At 70.4% G+C, this 17,957-nt stretch carries 14 protein-coding genes; 5 read left to right on the plus strand and 9 right to left on the minus strand.

The window, feature by feature from the left end:
- Window positions 1-16 precede the first annotated feature (16 nt).
- The 5 genes from ABZ818_RS19125 to ABZ818_RS19145 form a co-directional block, all read right to left on the minus strand.
- Window positions 17-1,483 carry a sialate:H+ symport family MFS transporter gene (locus ABZ818_RS19125; RefSeq protein WP_361415811.1) on the minus strand — a complete coding sequence of 489 codons (1,467 nt, stop codon included), beginning with the start codon at window positions 1,481-1,483 and terminating at the stop codon, window positions 17-19.
- 60 nt (window positions 1,484-1,543) lie between these two features.
- A complete protein-coding gene (locus tag ABZ818_RS19130) occupies window positions 1,544-2,227 on the minus strand; it encodes an N-acetylmannosamine-6-phosphate 2-epimerase (protein ID WP_361415732.1) in 684 nt (227 codons plus the stop codon).
- Window positions 2,228-2,235: 8 nt separating this feature from the next.
- Entirely contained in the window at window positions 2,236-3,168 is a 933-nt protein-coding gene (locus ABZ818_RS19135; protein WP_361415734.1) for an ROK family protein, read from the minus strand.
- Entirely contained in the window at window positions 3,165-4,124 is a 960-nt protein-coding gene (locus tag ABZ818_RS19140) for a dihydrodipicolinate synthase family protein (RefSeq protein WP_361415736.1), read from the minus strand. The genes ABZ818_RS19135 and ABZ818_RS19140 overlap by 4 nt, the downstream gene beginning before the upstream one ends.
- A 220-nt stretch (window positions 4,125-4,344) precedes the next feature.
- Window positions 4,345-5,118, minus strand: coding sequence for an FCD domain-containing protein (locus ABZ818_RS19145; protein WP_361415738.1), 774 nt, complete (start codon window positions 5,116-5,118; stop codon window positions 4,345-4,347).
- Between the two features lie 152 nt (window positions 5,119-5,270).
- Here ABZ818_RS19145 and ABZ818_RS19150 point away from each other — a divergent pair, with 152 nt between their 5' ends.
- From ABZ818_RS19150 to ABZ818_RS19165, 4 genes are all read left to right on the plus strand, one after another.
- Complete coding sequence (locus tag ABZ818_RS19150; protein WP_361415740.1) at window positions 5,271-6,845, plus strand: ABC transporter substrate-binding protein; 1,575 nt, start codon at window positions 5,271-5,273, stop codon at window positions 6,843-6,845.
- A gap of 92 nt (window positions 6,846-6,937) precedes the next feature.
- On the plus strand, window positions 6,938-7,888 hold the full coding sequence (locus ABZ818_RS19155; RefSeq protein WP_361415742.1) for an ABC transporter permease: 951 nt from the start codon (window positions 6,938-6,940) through the stop codon (window positions 7,886-7,888).
- 1 nt (window position 7,889) lies between these two features.
- Complete coding sequence (locus ABZ818_RS19160; RefSeq protein ID WP_361415744.1) at window positions 7,890-9,977, plus strand: dipeptide/oligopeptide/nickel ABC transporter permease/ATP-binding protein; 2,088 nt, start codon at window positions 7,890-7,892, stop codon at window positions 9,975-9,977.
- Window positions 9,974-10,945 carry an ABC transporter ATP-binding protein gene (locus ABZ818_RS19165; RefSeq protein WP_361415746.1) on the plus strand — a complete coding sequence of 324 codons (972 nt, stop codon included), beginning with the start codon at window positions 9,974-9,976 and terminating at the stop codon, window positions 10,943-10,945. Before ABZ818_RS19160 ends, ABZ818_RS19165 begins: the two co-directional genes overlap by 4 nt.
- Window positions 10,946-11,013: 68 nt before the next feature.
- Here ABZ818_RS19165 and ABZ818_RS19170 read toward each other — a convergent pair whose 3' ends face one another.
- From ABZ818_RS19170 to ABZ818_RS19180, 3 genes are all read right to left on the minus strand, one after another.
- A complete protein-coding gene (locus ABZ818_RS19170; protein ID WP_361415748.1) occupies window positions 11,014-11,523 on the minus strand; it encodes a nucleoside deaminase in 510 nt (169 codons plus the stop codon).
- A gap of 181 nt (window positions 11,524-11,704) precedes the next feature.
- Window positions 11,705-12,931 carry a 3-deoxy-7-phosphoheptulonate synthase gene (locus ABZ818_RS19175; RefSeq protein ID WP_361415750.1) on the minus strand — a complete coding sequence of 409 codons (1,227 nt, stop codon included), beginning with the start codon at window positions 12,929-12,931 and terminating at the stop codon, window positions 11,705-11,707.
- A gap of 393 nt (window positions 12,932-13,324) precedes the next feature.
- On the minus strand, window positions 13,325-14,815 hold the full coding sequence (locus ABZ818_RS19180; protein ID WP_361415752.1) for a DUF6851 domain-containing protein: 1,491 nt from the start codon (window positions 14,813-14,815) through the stop codon (window positions 13,325-13,327).
- 375 nt (window positions 14,816-15,190) lie between these two features.
- Between ABZ818_RS19180 and ABZ818_RS19185 the strand changes: the two genes are divergently transcribed.
- Window positions 15,191-16,159, plus strand: coding sequence for a ParB N-terminal domain-containing protein (locus tag ABZ818_RS19185; protein WP_361415754.1), 969 nt, complete (start codon window positions 15,191-15,193; stop codon window positions 16,157-16,159).
- A gap of 149 nt (window positions 16,160-16,308) precedes the next feature.
- Here the strand turns inward: ABZ818_RS19185 and ABZ818_RS19190 are convergent, their stop codons facing one another.
- Window positions 16,309-17,907 carry an FAD-dependent monooxygenase gene (locus ABZ818_RS19190; protein ID WP_361415756.1) on the minus strand — a complete coding sequence of 533 codons (1,599 nt, stop codon included), beginning with the start codon at window positions 17,905-17,907 and terminating at the stop codon, window positions 16,309-16,311.
- Window positions 17,908-17,957 lie beyond the last annotated feature (50 nt).

Consider the following 17,957-nt stretch of genomic DNA (forward strand, 5'->3'; position numbering starts at 1 on the left):
TCCCAGGCCCGGCCGGCTATCCGGCGGTCGCACGGGCCGCCGGGGCCGGGCGGCGGTCCTCCTCCATCACGAGGTGGTCGGCCGGCCCGTCCGGGTCGAGGAGCCGGCCCAGTCGGCCCGGCACGTCGAAGCCGACGAGGACCACGACGATCATCGTCCCGGCGAAGGTGAGGACGGCCAGCGCGTGGCCCAGGTCCATGCCGGAGGCGAGGCGGGCGCCGAGGACGGGGGCCACGGCGCCGCCCAGGGCGCCCACGTTGTAGGTGAAGCCCAGCGCGGCGGCCCGGGTGTGGGTCGGGAAGTGGCCGCCGATGTACCGGGGCAGCAGGCCGGAGATGCCGAAGCTGGTGGCCTGGAGCACGAACAGCAGCACGCCGAGCAACGGCAGGCTGTCGCGTACCGCGAAGACCGGGAAGACGAAGGCCAGTGAGGCCAGCAGCGTGAAGGCGTACGCCTTCCTGGTGCCGATCCAGTCGCCCATGAACCCGGCCAGCCAGCAGCCGGCCATCGTGCCGAAGCCCGCGTAGTAGAGCGCGTCGGTGACCTGGCCGGCGTCGTAGCCCAGGTCGGTCTTCAGATAGGTGGGCAGCAGCGCCTGGATGGGCCAGGAGTACAGGAACGCGAAGAAGATCGTGACGATCATCGACACGTACAGCAGCCAGCCGCGGCGGCCGCCCAGCTGCACGGCGAAGGCGATCAGGCAGGCTCCGGCGAGCACCGACAGCACCGGTACGAGGCCGTCGCCGAGCGGGATGAAGACGGCGAGGAGCGAGACGGTGGCCGCCACCGCGAGCACCACGTTGACGGTGGCCCTGGACCGGGTGGTGAACAGCGGGCGGAAGGGGTTGGGCCGCTGCTCCCGCTCGGCGACCGAGGCCTTCCAGTCGGCGGCCTCGGGCAGCGCGCGGCGCATCCACAGCGCGACCAGGACGGGGATCAGGCCGAGGTAGAACATCCAGCGCCAGCCGAGCGACGGCACGACCCACTTGTAGACCTGGGCGGCCAGCACCGTGCCGACGGAGTAGCCGGAGATCAGGAAGCCACTGGCCCGGTTGCGCATGTGCACCGGCCAGCTCTCCATCACGTAGGTGGCGCTGGACGAGTATTCGCCGGCCATGCCCATGCCGATGGCGAGCCGGGCGACGAACAGGCTGGTGTAGTCCCAGGCGAATCCGCAGGCGAAGGTGCCCAGGGAGTACAGCAGGATGCTGACCACCATCGACAGCTTCCGCCCGAAGCGGTCACCGAGGGCACCGAGGAGCGCGCCGCCGAGCCACCGCGTGATGAACGCGGCGGAGACCAGGCTCGCCGCCTGGACGGTGTCGAGGTGGAAGTCGGCGCTGATCTCGGTGAGGACCAGGGTGATCAGGACGAAGTCGAAACCGTCGAGGACGTAGCCGATCCAGGCGGCGAAGAAGGACTTCCACTGACTGCGGCCCACCTGGCGGAACCAGGGCGGCTTGGATGGCGCGGTGAGGTGCACGGTTGCTCCAGGATGCCGGACGGACTCGTCGCCGAGCACCGTCGGAAGGTAAAGGCGCCTCTATCGACGTGTGAGGTGCGTCGCGAAGCGGTGGGTGAGGGCGGTCGGGGCGGTGATGGCGGTGCCGACGACCACGCTGTGGGCGCCCTGGGCGAGCGCCTCGGCCGCCTCCTCGGGGGTGCCGATCCGTCCCTCGGCGACGACGGGGGTGCCGGTCGCTCGGGCGAGGGCGGCGACCAGTTCCAGGTCGGGGCCGGACTGGCGCGGGGAGCCGGGCGCGTATCCCGACAGGGTGGTGGAGACGAAGTCGGCGCCCTGCCGGGCGGCGAGCACGCCTTCCTCCAGCGTGGCGACGTCCGCCATGACCAGGGCGCCCGCGGAGTGCACGGCGGTCACGAGGTCGGCGAAGGAGCCGCCGTCCGGGCGCGGGCGCGCCGTGGCGTCCGCGGCGACCACGTGGGCGCCGGCCTCGGCGACGGCGAGGGCGTGGCGCACGGTCGGGGTGATGTAGACGCCGGTGTCGCCGTCCTTCCACAGCCCGATCACGGGCAGGGCGACGGCGGCGGCGACGGCGGCCACCACCTCGGGACCGTTGACGCGGACGGCCGCGGCGCCGCCGGCCTCGGCGGAGCGCGCCAGCCGGACCAGGGTCGCGGTGTCGCGCATCGGGTCGCCCTCGGGAGCCTGGCAGGAGACGATCAGCCGGCCGGCGACGGCGGCTACGGGCGAGGGGGTCGTGGTCATCGAGGTCCTTACGAGGAGTGCGGGGACAGTGCGCGGGTGAGCAGGGCCGCCCCCAGTACGGCCGCGTCGGATCCGAGGCGCGGCGGCACCGGGCGCAGCCGGCGCAGGGGGGCCATCAGCTCGGCGCGGAAGGCGTCGGTCAGCGCGGACCAGTACAGGTCGCCGATCCGTGGTACGCCGCCGCCGATCACGACGCGGTCCGGGCCGAGCGCGTTGGCCAGGCCGCCGACGGCGCTTCCCGTGGCCCGTGCCCCGGTGGTGATCGCCTGCCGTGCGGTGGCGTCGCCCGCGGCGGCGCGTTCCGCCACGGTCTGGAGGCGGTCGGCCGTCCGGCCGCTCAGGCGCTCGTACAGCGCGGTGATCGCGGGTCCCGAGGCGATCGCCTCGAGGTGGCCGCTGCCGCCGCAGGTGCAGGGCAGGCCGGTGGCCTCGGGGCTCGGCACATGGCCCAGGTGGCCCGCGATGCCGGCGCTGCCGTGCAGCATCCGGCCGTCCACCGCGACGGCGCCGCCGACTCCGGTGCCCACGGCGACGTAGACGAGGGAGGCGGACGGGTCGCCGGTCTCGGGGAGTTCGGTGGCGGCCGTGGCGCGTACGTCGTTGTCGCAGGCGACCGGCAGTCCCGTACGGTCGGACAGGCCCGCGGCCAGCGCGGTGCCGGCCCATCCGGTGATGGAGTCGGTGGCGCTGGTGACGGTGCCGGTGCGCGGGTCCACCACACCGGCGGCGGCGACTCCGATCGCCCGGGCGCCGTCGTCCACCTCGCGGGCCGCGACGGCGAGCGCGTCGAGCACGGCCCGCGCGCCCGCCCGCGCCGGTGTCGGGCGGGTGTGCCGGCGCAGCACCGTGCCGTCCGGGCCGACCAGGGCTGCCGCGATCTTGGTGCCGCCCAGGTCGAGTCCGATGACGGGAGCGGTGCCGGGGGCCGGGGTCCGCGTCATCGGACCGGGGTGAGCCCGGCGGCGCGCAGCCGCGCGTCGACCTCGGCGACGGGTGCGGCGCCCAGCTGGATCTGCGGGAAGGCGGTGTCGCCGCAGTCGATGACGCCCAGCAGGCGCAGCGCCGCCTTGAACGCGCCCAGCGCGGAGGAGCTGCGGCCCATCTCGGCCTCGGGGCCCGCGTCGACCATGGCGAACAGGCCGGTGAGCCGCTCCTGCTCCTTGACGGCCGACGACCAGTCGGCGGCCCGGGCCGCCTCGTAGAGCCGGACGTAGCCGGCGGGGTCGACGTTGCCCAGGCCGGGGACGACGCCGTCGGCGCCGGCCAGCAGCGCCGCGTCGACGGTCAGTTCGGAGCCGGTGAGGACGGAGAAGGCGGGCGCGGGTCCCTCGGCGCGGCCCTGGCCTCCGCCGAGTGCGACGAGCAGGCGGCGCAGGGAGCCCTCGTCGCCGCTGCTGTCCTTGAGGCCGGCCAGGGTGCCGTCGGCGGCCAGTTCGAGGATCAGGGCGGTCGACAGCTTGCTGTGCACGGAGACCGGCAGGTCGTAGGCGAACAGCGGCAGGTCCACCGTCTGGCGGATCCGGCGGAAGTGGGCGGCGATCTCCCGGGGGTGGGTGCGGGTGTAGAAGGGCGCGGTGACCACCAGCGCGTCCGCGCCGATCCGGGCCGCCTCGCGGGCGTGGTCGAGGACGCGGGGGGTGGTGGTGTCGATGATGCCCGCGAGGACCGGTACCCGTCCGTCGACCGCGTTGACCACCGTCTCCAGGGCGGTGCCCCGCTGCTCGTCGGTGAGGTAGGCGACCTCGCTGGTCGAGCCGAGGGCGAAGAGCCCGTGGACGCCGCCGTCGAGCAGGTGCTCGACCAGCCGGACCAGGGAGGCCGTGTCGACCTCGCCGTGGGCGTCGAGCGGGGTGCACACGGGCGGGACGACTCCGCGCAGGGGTGCGGTCAGAGGCATGGGGGCTACTCCATGGGCTGGAAGACGGAACTGCTGATCGCGGCCGGCTACTCCACGAAAGGGATGTCAGATGTCTGACGTCCGAACAATAAGACGCAGCCGTCCGGGTCGGTCAAGAGGGGGACGGCTCACACTCTCGATTCCGACCCGGGCGGCAAGTCCCGACGAGGGGAACGACGTCCGGGGCCCACCGGTACGGGCGGGCCGCTCCGGTGACCGGTCAGGCGGTGCGCTCGACCTCGCCCACCGCGCCCCGGCCCGCCTGCGCCTGAGCCTCCGCCAGCCGCCTGCGCACCGGCGCGTAGTGGCCGGAGAGGGCGTGCACGAACCCCTCGACGTCTCCCTGCCTGGCCGCCCGCACGATGGCGCGGTGGTCGGCGATGGTTCCCGCCTCGGCCTCCTCGGAGATGCCCTCCAACTGCGGCGCGACGATGGCGTAGACGTCCCAGAAGGCCAGCGAGAGCTGGCTGACCAGCTCGTTCTGGAGCGGTTCCATCAGCCGCTCATGGAAGGCCCGGTCGCATTCCGCGAAGCCGTGGTCGTCGTGGGCGCCGCGACGGTCCATCTCGTCGACGAGGACGTCGAGGGCGTCGAGATCCTCGGATCCGAGCGTCGCCATGATGCGTGCGGCCATGCCGCGTTCGATCAGCTCGCGCACCTCGACCAGCTCGGACAGGATCCGGAAGTCGTCCTTGGGGCTGAGCAGACCGCGGAAGGCCAGGCCCTCCACCAGCGCGGACAGGCTCAGCCGGCCGACGTACGTGCCATGACCGCGCCGCACCTCGACGATGTCCAGCACCGCCAGGGTCTTCACGGCCTCGCGGACGCTGGACCTGCTGGCGCCGAGGGCGGTGCACAGTTCCGCCTCCGACGGCAGCGGGTCTCCCGGCTTGAGGTGATTGTCGAGGATGTAGCTCTTGATCGCCTCCGAGACCTCCTGACGCAGTGACGGCCTGACCGCCGCCCGGACCTCTTGCGGACGCGACGAATTCACCTCTTGACCCCTTCTGCTCAATGAAGCTACCTTCACAGCCTATCAAGGTCGGACATCAGACGTCTGATGTCGCGGCCCCAATTCTTCTTCCACTTCCCCGCGTTGTGCCGCCCCTGGAGGGACCTCACGTGTCGTACAAGACGCCCGTCGGCATGGATCGTCGCAGATTCCTGCGCTACGCGAGCGCCCTCGGGGCCGCCTCGGCCCTGACCGCCTCGATCTCCGCGTGCAGCGGCCCGGCCTCGACCGGCTCGAACACCAGCTCGAGCGGCCGAGGAGGCACGGACACCATCGAGACGGGCATCTCCTACGCGCTCTCGACCGGCTTCGACCCGATGATCGCCTCCGGCGCCACCCCGATCGCGGCCAACCTGCACGTCTTCGAGGGCCTGGTGGACCTGGACCCCGTCACGCTCGAGGCCAGGCCCGGCCTGGCCACCGCGCTGCCCGTCAAGGTGAACGCCACCACCTACCGCGCCACCCTGCGCGAGGGCGCCACCTTCCACGACGGATCCGACGTCACCGCCGAGGACGTCGTGTACAGCTTCGAGCGGATCCTCGACGAGAAGAACGCGTCCCTGATGGCGCAGTTCCTGCCGTTCCTCGACTCGGTCAAGGCGGTCGACGCCAAGTCGGTCGAGTTCAAGCTGAAGTACCCCTTCGCGCTGTTCCCCGGCCGTGTCTCGGTCGCCAAGATCGTTCCGAAGAAGCTGGTGGAGGCGGACCAGAAGGGCTTCGACGCCCTGCCCGTGGGTTCGGGCCCCTACCGGATGGTCTCGGCGACCCGCGAGGACAAGATCGTCTTCGAGGCGTACGACAAGTACAACGGCAGCCACCCGGCCAAGGCCAAGAAGATGGTCTGGCGCCTGGTCTCCGACCCCGCCGCCCGGGTCAGCGCCATGGAGTCGGGCCGGGTGCAGGCCATCGAGGACGTGCCCTACCTGGACGTGGACCGCCTCGCCAGGAAGGCCAAGGTCGAGTCCGTGCAGTCCTTCGGCCTGCTCTTCCTGATGTTCAACTGCAAGCAGAAGCCCTTCGACGACAAGCGCGTGCGCCAGGCGCTCCACTACGCGCTGGACACCGACAAGCTCATCACCACGGCCATGGCCGGCAACGGCTCGGCCGCCCGCAGCTACCTCCAGCCCACCCACCCCGACTTCCACCAGGCCGCCACGGTCTACGGGCACGACCCGGCCAGGGCCAGGAAGCTGCTCGGCGAGGCCGGCGTCAAGAACCTCACGGTCACCCTGCTCACCACCGACACCGGCTGGGTCAAGGACGTGGCCCCGCTGGTCAAGGAGAGCTGGGACGCCATCGGCGTGAAGACCACGCTGAGCATCGGCCAGTCCTCCGCCCAGTACGCCAAGGTGGACGCCGGCTCCTACACGGTCCTGCTCGCCCCCGGCGACCCGTCCGTCTTCGGCAACGACGTCGACCTGCTGATGCGCTGGTACTACTCCGGACTGTGGCCCGAGAGCCGCTACGGCTGGGGCGGGACCGCCGCGTACAAGAAGGTCAACTCCCTGCTGGACAAGGCCGCCCAGGCCACCGACGAAGCCACGCGCAAGGACCTGTGGGGCCAGGCCGTCGACCTGGTCGCGGACGAGGCCGCCCTCTACCCCGTCCTGCACCGCAAGCTGCCCACCGCCTGGAACGACAAGGCACTGAAGGGCTTCAAGCCCCTGCCGACCACGGGCCTGTCCCTCCTGGACGTCAGCCGCGCCTGACCCGCGTCTGACCCCGGAGCCGCGGCAGCCGCCCGGCCCCCCGCCGGGCGGCTGCCGCGCCCCGGTGCCCTCCCCTTCCCTAGGAACCCACGATGGTCACATTCCTCCGGCTCGCGCTGCGCCGTCTGGCGATCATGCCGGTGATGATCCTCGGCATCACGCTGCTCGTCTTCGTGGTGCTTCAGTTCTCGCCCGTCGACCCCGCCTACAACGCCCTGGGCGACGGTGCCTCGGCCGCGGCCCGCGCCGCCTTCGCCGAGGCCAACGGCCTCAACGACCCACTGCCGGTGCGCTACGTCCGCTTCCTCGGCCAGTTGCTGAGCGGCGACCTCGGCTCCACCGTGCCGCCCAGCCAGCCGGTGCTCGACCGGATCTCCATCGCGCTGCCCCTCACCATCCAGCTCACCGCCCTGGGCCTGGTGATCGCGATCGTCCTCGCCCTCGTGCTCGGCGTGACCGGCGCCGTCTTCCGGGACCGCTGGCCCGACCAGCTCACCCGTGTGCTGTCGATCGCGGGCGTCGCCATCCCGTCGTTCTGGCTCGGAGTGCTGCTCATCCAGCAGTTCGCCCTGAACAGCCCGGTGTTCCCCACCGGCGGCTACGTCAACCCGGCCGACTCCTTCAGCGGCTGGCTCAGGTCCATGGCCCTGCCGGCCTTCGCCCTCGCCGTCCCCGTGGCGGCCTCGCTTGCCCGTCTGGTGCGGACCTCCATGGTGGCCGAGCTGGACCGCGACTACGTACGGACCGCCACCGGCAACGGACTGCCCCGTCACGTCGTCGTCCGGGGCGTGCTGCGCAACGCGCTCATCACCCCGCTGACCGTGCTCGGCGTACGGGTGGGCTACCTGCTCAGCGGCGCGGTCGTGATCGAGACGATCTTCGACCTGCCCGGCATGGGCAAGCTGATCCTCGAGGGGGTCACCGGCGGCGACGTCGCCCTCGTCCAGGGCACCGTGCTCACCATCGCCGTCGCCTTCCTGGTCGTCAACGTCGTCGTCGACCTGCTGTACCTGCTGGTCAACCCGCGTATCAGGACGGTGTGACATGTTCCCCAGAAGCGGTCTCGTCAGGAGACTGTCCCGCCCCGGCATCCGGTTCCGGGCGCTTCCCCTGTCCTCGCGCATCGCCCTGGGCGTGCTGGGGATCGTGGTCCTCGCCGCCGTGTTCGCGCCGCTGATCGCCGCCGATCCGCTCGCCACCGGCACCCCCGTGCAGGCACCCGGCGGCGCCCACTGGTTCGGCACCGACCGGGTCGGCCGGGACATCTTCGCCCGTGTCGTCTACGGCGCCCGGTACTCCCTGGTCATCGGCCTGGGCTCGACCGCCGCCGCCCTCGTGCTGGGCGCGGTCCTCGGCTCGCTCGCCGCCACCTCGCGCAAACTGGGCGACGAGTCGGTGATGCGCACGCTCGACATCGTCATGGCCTTCCCGCCGATCGCGCTGGCGGCCGTGCTGGTCACCGTCTTCGGCACCAGCCTGCCCGTGCTCATCCTGTGCATCGCCTTCGTCTACATGCCCTCGCTCGCCCGTGTGGTGCGCGCCAACGTCATGGCGCAGTACGGCGAGGACTACGTGGCCGCCGAGAAGGTGATCGGCGCCCGCCGCGCGTACATCGTCGTCCGCCACGTGGCCGTCAACTGCGCCGCGCCCGTCATGGTGTTCGCCACGGTTCTGGTCGCCGACGCCATCATCTTCGAGGCCAGCCTGTCCTTCATCGGGGCCGGCGTGCAGGACCCCGACCCCAGCTGGGGCAACGTCCTGTCCTACGGCCGGCAGATCCTGCTGTCGGGCGGCTGGTGGGCCACCCTGCTGCCCGGACTGGTGCTGCTGGCGACCGTGCTCGCCCTGAACATCCTGTCCGAGGGCCTCACCGACGCGGCGGCGGCGCCGTCCGACGCGCGCGCCGACGACGGGGATCCGCGGTCCGGGGCGGCTTCCGAGACGGGGTCCGAGACGTCCTCCGTCAGCGGGTCCGGCGAGTCCGCCGGTGCCGTTGGTGCCGGTGAGTCCGCCGGTTCTGCCCAGTCCGCTGGTTCCTCCGAGACCGGCGACGGTGTGCGGCCCGACGCCACCCCGGTCGGCGCCGGCGCGGACGTCGACGCCGCGCTCGCCCGGCTGTCGGCGCGCGTGCTGAGCGGCCCGCCCGCCGTCGCGCCGGTCGCCGACGACGCGGCCGAACTCCTGGCCGTGAAGGACCTGACCATCCGCTTCCCCGACCGCTACGGCGACACCCGGGTCGTGGACGGCATCTCCTTCTCGGTCCGCGAGGGCGAGACCCTCGGCCTGGTCGGCGAGTCGGGCTGCGGCAAGAGCATCACCAGCCTGGCCGTCATGGGGCTGCTGGCCCGCAACGCCGAGGTCGGCGGGCGCATCGAGTACCGCGGCCGGAACCTCCTGGAGCTCGGCCCCCGGCAGCGCCGGGCCCTCAACGGCCCGGAGATCGCCATGGTCTACCAGGACGCGCTCTCCTCGCTGAACCCCTCGGTGCTCGTCGGCCGGCAGCTGAAGCAGCTCACCAGCCGCGGCGGTACGCAGACCCCCGCCGAACTCCTCGAACTGGTCGGCCTCGACCCGCGGCGGACCCTGCGCAGCTACCCGCACGAACTCTCCGGCGGCCAGCGTCAGCGCGTACTGATCGCCATGGCGCTCTCCCGCAGCCCCCGCCTGCTGATCGCGGACGAACCGACCACCGCGCTCGACGTCACCGTCCAGGCCCAGGTGGTGGAACTGCTCGAACGGCTCCGCGACGAGCTCGGCTTCGCGATGATCCTCGTCTCCCACGACCTGGCGCTCGTCGGCGATCTGTCGCACCGGATCGCGGTGATGTACGCCGGCCAGGTCGCGGAGGTCGCCGAGACCCGGTCGCTGCTGTCCGCGCCCGCCCACCCCTACACCCGCGGGCTGCTCGGCTCGGTCGTGTCGCTGGAGACGGGCGCCGAACGGCTGCACCAGATCCCCGGCATCGTCCCAGCGCCCCGCCGCTTCGGGGACGGCTGCCGGTTCGCCTCGCGCTGCGCCGCGGCGACCGACCTGTGCCGCACCACCCCGCCCGTGCCCGGCGGCGGGCCCGACCACAGCACCGCGTGCCACCACCCCGTGCCGGCCGCCCTGCTTCAGGAGAGCAACCGATGATCCGGCTCGACCACGTACACGTACGCCACAAGGCCCGCGGCGGCGGCCTGTTCGACCGGAGCCACGTGCACGCCCTGACCGACGCCTCACTGAAGGTCGGGCGTGGGGAGATCGTCGGGCTGGTCGGCGAGTCCGGCTGCGGCAAGTCGACCCTGGCCCGGGTGCTCACCGGTCTGCAGCGGCCCACCGAGGGCACGGTCACCTTCCACGGCGAGGACCTGTGGGCGATGCCCGGTGCCCGGCGCCGCGACGAGTTCGGCTCCTCCGTCGGCGTCGTCTTCCAGGACCCGTCGACCGCCCTGAACCCCCGGCTGCCGGTGGGCCGGATCCTGCGCGACCCGCTGGACGTGCACCGGCGGGGCGACGTCAAGGAACGCGACGCGCGGGTCGAGGAGCTGCTGGACCTGGTCGGCCTGCCCGCGCACACCCTGCGGGCCCTGCCGGGACAGCTCTCGGGCGGGCAGCGCCAACGCGTGGCCATCGCCCGCGCACTCGCCCTGGAACCGGAGTTGATCGTCGCCGACGAGCCGACCAGCGCACTCGACGTGTCGGTACGCGCGCAGGTCCTGAACCTGCTGGTGGACCTGCGGGACCGGCTGAAGCTCGGCATGGTGTTCATCTCGCACGACATCCAGACCGTGCGGCACCTCGCCGACCGGCTCGCCGTGCTCTACCTCGGCCGGATCGTGGAGGAGGGTCCGGCGCGGCGCGTCGCCGCCTCCCCCGCGCACCCGTACACCCAGGCCCTGCTGTCGGCCACCCCGAGCCTGATGGAGCGCAGCGAACGCATCGTGCTGCACGGCCCGGTGCCGTCGGCAGTCAACCCGCCGCCCGGCTGCCCCTTCAGCACCCGCTGCTGGAAGGCCGACGACACCTGCCTGACCGCCTTCCCCGCGGCCGGGTCCGGCCCCGGCGAGTCCCACCGGTGGCACTGCGTCCATCCGCAGACCGAGGGCGACCGGTCGTAGGGACGACTTCGCGTACGGGCCCTCTCCTCCACCTTGCCGAGGTGGAGGAGAGGGCCCGTACGCGGTTGTCAGGAATCGGATCGGCGGGCCGCCGTGTGGAAGTCGCGGTGCAGTTCACGCAGGCGGTCGGTCAGGGCCGGGACGGGGCCCTGCACCGTCAGGCTGGGTACCACGTCCTGGATCGGCAGGCAGCGCACCGGGGAGGGCGGCACGCCCAGTTCGGCCAGCCAGTCGGTCAACTGGGCTGCCGAGTGGGCGTAGACGATCCGGCCGAGGCCGGCCCAGCCGTGGGCGGCCGCGCACATGGGGCAGTGCTCCCCGGAGGTGAAGACGGTGGCCTCCGCCCGCTGCCGCTCGGTGAGATGGGCGGTGGCCCAGCGGACCAGCTCGAACTCCGGGTGCCGGGTGTTGTCGTCCAGACTGTGCACCCGGTTGCGGTCCTCCGCCAGGACCTGCCCGTCGGCACCGACCAGGACCGAGCCGAACGGCTCGTCCCCGGCCCGCACCGCCTCGGCGGCCAGCTCGACCGCGCGCTCCAGATGCCGCAGCTCGACGGCGTTCGGTTCGATGAGGGCCATGGTCTCTCCTTCGCACGGGGCGAGTCGGCGGGGAAACTGAAAGGGTAGTACCGCACCACTCCGGTACGATCCTTGACCTGCTCTTCGCAGGAGGCCGCCGTCACGTCCACGGCCGTCAGGGATGCGGCCGGGTCGGGCTCCTGTCCAGCAGCCCGCACCGTTCCAGCCGTTGCCGGACTGCTCAGGAACGGCCCGTCACCGTTCCCTTGGCCCACGCCTCGATGAGCTCGGTGGCCTGGTCGACGTTGAGCCTCGGATCGCACAGCGAGGTGTAGTGGCGCTGCAGTTCGTCCTCGTTCTCCACCGATCCTCCGACGCATTCCGTCACGTCGTCCGCGGCGACCTCCAGGTGGAGCCCGGCGGCGTGCTGCCGGCTCGCCTCGAGGATGTCGCGGAACCGCAGAGCCTCGGTGATCACGTCGGTGAGATGACGTGTCTTCAGGCCGAGCCGGGATTTCACGGTGTTGCCGTGCATGGGGTCGCTCAGCCAGATCACCGGGTGTCCCGCGTTCGCCACACGACGCACGATGGGCGGCAGGGCCTCCTGAATCTGGTTTCGGCCCATCCGCGGTATCAGGACGAGGCGGCCTGGCTCGCGTCGCGGATCGAGCGCCTCACACGCCCTCAGTATGTCGTCCGGGTTCGCGGTCGGTCCGATTTTGCATCCCACCGGATTGACGACGGAGGAGAGCAGAGCGACATGCGCGTCGGCCGGCCGGCGTGTCCGTTCCCCGATCCATGGCAGGTGTGTCGAGGCCAGGAACAGGTCATCCGTGTCAGGACCGCGGCGGATCAATCGAGATTCATAGTCGATGACCAGGGCCTCGTGGCTCGACCATGGCCCTTCCATGGTCCGGATACGACCGTTTCCCTGGCGGTGCGCCCGCATCGCCCGATGCACCTCGCGGCCGGCCTGATAGGCCCACACCATGCGCCGCGGGCTGGCCTTCCGGGTCTCCGGCGCGGCAATTTCCGAATTGATCATGTGCCCCCGAAAAGAGGGAATGCTCAGTGCTCCGTGACCTTCGGTCGCCTGCGACCTGGGTTTGGCGAACTGTCCACCCATGCGGCCGACACGAATGACCTTCTGGCCGGTGAGTTCGCTGAGCCGATCACCCAGCCTGTCGATGACATGCAGCTTCTCCGATACATGTCGAGGCGTGCATTCGTAGAAGCTCTCCGCGCAGTCGCCCAGTTGAAGCAGGAGAGCGTTGGTCGTCGTCAGGCTCGACAGCGACCACCGCAGCCGCCGGATCTCCGCGGCCGTCACCAGGGGCGGAGCCGACGCCAGCCGTTGGCAGGCCTCCTGGTAGTCCTCGTGGTCCCGCCAGTCCGGTTGCTGGGCCGCCGGCATGTTCTCCCACGGCCCGAGTTGGGTGAAGTCCCCGGTTGAGCTGGGTGGTTGCATGTGTGCTCCCGTCGAGAGATCAGCGCGACGTGCCTCCGGGAGCCACGGCCGGCCGCGAGCCGGTCGCCGGATGAGCGGGTCTCGTTCGCCCGGACCGGCCCGGCCGCGCCGGGGCTTCCCACCCTGTCGAGGCGTGTGCCGGTAGCGTGACCCAGCGGCCGGTGCGCGCACATCACGTCTTTGCGCTGCTGAAGGCACGTATTTACCGGATGCCTGGTACCGCAGCCGTGCGTCGCGCTCTCCGTCGCTGTGGTCGCGGGTGGCGCGATGAGCTCATTGCCGGCGGTGTTCTCGGGGCGTACCGCCCTGCGCGCTCCGCTGCGGCTCGACAGCAGCCGGCCGCCGACGGGGCCGGAGGGCACCGTCGGCGGCCGGAGCCGACGACGAGGAGGATCAGCCGCCGTTCAGCTTGCGCTGAACGAAGTCGAAGCTGAGGTCGCCGATCTGCGGCGCGTACTGAGCCGCGGCGTCGACTGCGGACTGGAAATTCTCACCTGCCCAGATCCTGCTCTTACCGCAGTCGGCGGCATAGTCGGTCCAGCTGCTCCAGTGCAGCATGAGGTCACTGGCCGGGGTGACTCCCGGTTCGATGACGGAGGCACCCTTGGCGACGGGAAAGTAGAGGTTGATCTTGTCGGTGCCCGTGAAACGCCGCACCTTCTGGGCGAAGACAAGGCACATCGCGGCAGTGGCCGAAGGGTACTCGGGGTGGTCGGCAGAGTAGCTCTTGTTCAGGTAGCTCTGCCATTCGTCTCCGGTGATGTCGCCGACGGTGCCCTTCCCGGGCCCACCCCATGCCGTTACCTTCTTGTTCCCGTACAGCTGATGGATCGCGCTGAACGGCCGCACCGAATCGTACTTGCGCTTGAAGTACCACGTCGCGATGATGACGTCGACCGCGGCCACGTCGGAAGTGGTGACGTACTGGACGGTCTTCTCGATGTCGTAATTGCCCTTTACAGCCACCGCATCGGCCGCGACCCCGTACGTCAGGACCTTGTCGTTGAAATACTCGGCCATCGCCTTCTGACGATCGTCCAGGTTCGCCGATGCCTTCAGCACCTCGTCGGCCTGCTCTTTGTAGGCCTTGCGATTGTGGTAGTTGCTCTTGGCCGGAGGGGAGACCTTGAACCGGGCGGGACTGTCGTACGAGAACGGCTTCAGGCGGCCGTACTGGGGAGTCGCGAACTCCTGGATCTTGAAGACGTTGTTCGCCGAGCTCACGTTCGGCTGCCAGCGGGACGGGTCGCGGAGTTCGTACGCACTGTTGACCGGCTTGTAGCCCGTGTAGTCGGCGTAGGGCTGCCGGTTGTACTTGCGCCCGCCTTCGTCACCGTCCCGGTTGGAACCGTCATGCATCCTCGCCGCCAGGGCGTTCTTGGCGGCAAGAATGCCTATGCCACTCGGAGTGGTCGGATCTTCCGCGGTGTTGTCGGGATCGAGACCCGCGGATTTCATCATCTCGAGCCACTTGGACTTGTACTGCGGGAGGACCGCGTTGAACGACGTGTAGGCGGAGTAGAGGACAGCGATGTTCCTGTTGCGCGTCGTCTGTTCATCCTTCGGGCGGCGGCCGAGGTCCGAGAAGATGCCCACCGCCGTCGGGTGATACGGAGCGATGGCGTCGAACCACGGCATTTCCACCAACATGGCACGATCCACGGTCAACGACACGGACCGGCCGAAGTTGAGCTCACGCGACACCGGGTTGAACTCTTTGTAGACAACGTCAATCAGGGCGTTCCCGTGATCGAGGTCGAAGCCCGCCGCCTCCTGCGAGGACGCCGGCAGGGCACTGGTCAGTGACCCCATCATGGCCACCGCGGTGGCCATGGTCACCACGCGCCCCAGGCGCCGTCTCCGCAGCCGCCTCGAATTCGTCACCGGAAATTCTCCTTTCGGTCGACCTTTGCAAACCTTGAAGCGATCGCCGGCGGAAAGAATCCCGCGCATTGCTAATCGCACCGACCCTGCGCGTAAGTTCGCCTTCCCCCCACTGTTCATGATGACCGCGGGCGAGTTGGGCTGTCTACTACTCGATCGAGTAGTAGAGACTACCCACGCTGGAGTCCAAGTGGATGTTGCTCACACTGAGACCCGTGGCAATGATGCATGGGGAAGGCGCATTGCTTTCTGCTGACTCCTACCTATTGATAGGTGAGTGTTCGAATGTGGAGCACTTTGGAAGCCCTGGAAGTAGACAGCAACTCAAATCGCCAGGAAATCCCTGCGAGGGAGGCGCAGGGGGAGGATCCGGTCGTGCTGGACAAGGCGGCTCCGGTTTCGATGCCGATATCATCGCTTCTGCCCGGTGATTCACCTCGACTGGCCGGGGAGAGTCCCCAGCATGTGGAACTCTTGGCTGCGACGCAGGATCTTCCGCCCATTCTTGTACACCGGGGCACCATGCGGGTCATTGACGGCATGCATCGGCTGCAAGCTGCGAAGCTCCGGGGCGACGAGACCATCTCCGTCAACTTCTTCGAAGGCGACGAAAAGGAAGCCTTTCTCCTCTCGGTCAATGCGAATATCAAGCATGGGCTGCCGCTTTCGCTGGCCGATCGCGAGGCGGCGGCCGGCCGAATCCTCGTCTCGTACCCGCAGTGGTCGGACCGGGCCATCGCGGCTGCCACCGGGCTGTCTCCGACGACGGTGGGCGCGATCCGGCAGCGTTCCTTCGTCCCGGCCCAGCGGGAGAGCGGCCGCGTGGGGAGAGACGGGCGAGTCCGTCCCGTGGACGGTTCGGCCGGCAGGCTGCGGGCGAGCGAGGTGATCGCCATGAACCCCGATGCGCCCTTGCGCGCCATCGCCCGGGAGGCGGGGGTCTCGGTGGGCACGGCGCGAGACGTGCGTCAACGGCTGCGAGCGGGTCGGGACCCGGTCCTGACCTCCCAGCGCGACACCGCCAAGGAGCGTGGGCCATCCGTCGACGCTGCGGTGGAGTCGCAGCGGCACAGAACGGGCAACACTGTGGCGGGCACTGACTGGCGCTCGGTGAGGAGCAGTCTGAGCAGGGATCCCGCGGTGCGGTACGCGGAGAACGGCCGCGCGTTCCTCCGGTGGGTCGACGGTCACGTGATCGAGCCGGTCGAGTGGTGCGAGCTGATCGATGCCGTGCCACCGCACTGGTCGAACTCCGTCGCCGAGTTGGCTCGGTCGTGTGCCGGAGCATGGTTGGAGTTCGCGCAGGAACTTGAGCAGAGGGCGCGGAAGCAACCTGAGTCGTGACTGCCCAGGACTCCGCGAACTCCCCTTCCTGCCCGCCCACGGGCAGGAAGGGCCCACCAAGCCGTCGTCCTCGGACAGCCCAGGCGGCGGCTGGGCTACGCCTCGGGCCAGGTCTTCGGCCTGGCCCGAGGTCCGCCTCGCGCATCGCGTCACGAAGCACCTCGTACGTGCCGGACCACGGCAGCCGGGTCCGGGTGGGCCTTGTTCCCGCGCCAGGCCACATGATGGTCGGGCCTGAGAAGGACAAGGTCGCGTTCCCATGTCCGCCGGGCGCCGACGTCGGTCACCACGGTATGGCTGACCGGCAGACCTTGAGCGGCTGCCGCGTCGAGGAGCGCGTCGGCGCTGCCGTCGCCGGCGAAGTCGACGAGGGTGAAGGACGGGGCGAAGCGGTCGAGGATCGGCTTCCCGTCTTCGAGGAGAAGGCTCGGCGGGCGGCCTCCGGGCCAGGTCGTCGGTGTGTACTCCCGAGGGCTGAACGGGGGTTCGGGTGAATCCTCGTGGCAGACGACCGGCGAGTCGTCGTATCGGTAGCCCAGCTCGATTCCCCGGTACTCGTTCTCGCCCCGCTCGGCGTCGAGGAAGGACGCGACGGCCTCCGGCGAGGCGCCGTCGCGAAGCAGTGACCCCGCCTCGAGGTGCACGCCGAGGTGCCGGTGCGAGGTGTGCATGTTGCGCAGCCCCACCGGGTGGCGTTCGGCCTCGTAGCTGTCGAGCAGGCGGGGGCCGGCGAAGCCCCTGACGAGCGCGGCGATCTTCCAGGCCGCGTCGACCGCGTCGCCGATGCCCGTGTTCATTCCGTAGGCGCCGGTCGGGAACATGCGATGGGCGGAGTCGCCGGCCAGGAGGACCCGTCCGGCGCGGTAACGGTCCGCGATCATGAAGCCGGGGCGCCAGCGTGAGGTCAGAAGCACCTTGTCGATCTTCAGGTCCGTCCGCATCGTGTCGCGCAGGAATGCCGCCGGATCGGCCGGCGGTGTGTCGAACTCGGACGGCTCCATGCCGTTGACATGCGCGGTCCAGGTGTCCACCTCGTCCTGGGCGATGATGATGTACCTGAAGGCGAAGTAGTGCCAGAACCGCCCGTGCCGGTGCAGAGTGTCCAGGTCGCGACTCTTGAAGTGCACCATGAAGGCGCCCGGCAGCCCGGGTACGTCGAAGCCCTCCTCGCCGATGCCCACCACCTCGCGGACCCGGCTCGACGCACCGTCGCACCCGATCACGTACCGGGATCGCAGCCGGACCCGGTCGTCGGTCATCACGTCGACCAGGTGACTGGTCACCACGTCGTCGTCCTGGGTGAGCGATTCGAACCGCAGGCCGCATCGCAGGTCGATGAGCGGACTGCGTCGGCAGTGGGCACGCAGGACCGGCTCCAGATCGATCTGGGAGATGCGCTGGCCGGGCTCGGCGGGCTGGGTGCCGTCGTTGTGCTCGGCGATGCGCCGCCACTCCTCGGACACCGAGGGAAGTCTCCAGGTGGTGATCGGCTCACCGGCGAGGCCGGTCGACCAGATCACGTCGGCCCGGTGCTCGGGCGCGACACCGGCGCGACGGACGTCGTCGGCGATGCCGAGTTGCCGGAAGAACTCCATGCTGCGGGAGTTGACGTAGTCCAGCTTCGGATGAACGGATGTCTCGAAGTCCTGGTCGACGAGAACGCAGGGAACGCCTTGGCGGGCGAGCGCCAGAGCGGCGACCATGCCGACGGGGCCCGCGCCCACGACCAGAACCGGTACCGGATCCACGATTGACCCTCCCGAAGGGGTGTGAGGCGGTGCGACCGCCCCACACCGTT

Origin of the sequence: Streptomyces sp. NPDC047453 (genome assembly GCF_040643155.1) — a bacterium.
GTDB lineage: Bacteria > Actinomycetota > Actinomycetes > Streptomycetales > Streptomycetaceae > Streptomyces.

What these genes read in the sequence shown, in the direction of transcription:
- ABZ818_RS19130 (WP_361415732.1), bottom strand. Translation starts at nt 2,227, where the DNA reads ATGACCACGACCCCCTCGCCCGTAGCCGCCGTCGCCGGCCGGCTGATC.
- ABZ818_RS19135 (WP_361415734.1), bottom strand. Translation starts at nt 3,168, where the DNA reads ATGACGCGGACCCCGGCCCCCGGCACCGCTCCCGTCATCGGACTCGAC.
- ABZ818_RS19140 (WP_361415736.1), bottom strand. Translation starts at nt 4,124, where the DNA reads ATGCCTCTGACCGCACCCCTGCGCGGAGTCGTCCCGCCCGTGTGCACC.
- ABZ818_RS19150 (WP_361415740.1), top strand. Translation starts at nt 5,271, where the DNA reads ATGGATCGTCGCAGATTCCTGCGCTACGCGAGCGCCCTCGGGGCCGCC.
- ABZ818_RS19155 (WP_361415742.1), top strand. Translation starts at nt 6,938, where the DNA reads ATGGTCACATTCCTCCGGCTCGCGCTGCGCCGTCTGGCGATCATGCCG.
- ABZ818_RS19160 (WP_361415744.1), top strand. Translation starts at nt 7,890, where the DNA reads ATGTTCCCCAGAAGCGGTCTCGTCAGGAGACTGTCCCGCCCCGGCATC.
- ABZ818_RS19165 (WP_361415746.1), top strand. Translation starts at nt 9,974, where the DNA reads ATGATCCGGCTCGACCACGTACACGTACGCCACAAGGCCCGCGGCGGC.
- ABZ818_RS19170 (WP_361415748.1), bottom strand. Translation starts at nt 11,523, where the DNA reads ATGGCCCTCATCGAACCGAACGCCGTCGAGCTGCGGCATCTGGAGCGC.
- ABZ818_RS19175 (WP_361415750.1), bottom strand. Translation starts at nt 12,931, where the DNA reads ATGCAACCACCCAGCTCAACCGGGGACTTCACCCAACTCGGGCCGTGG.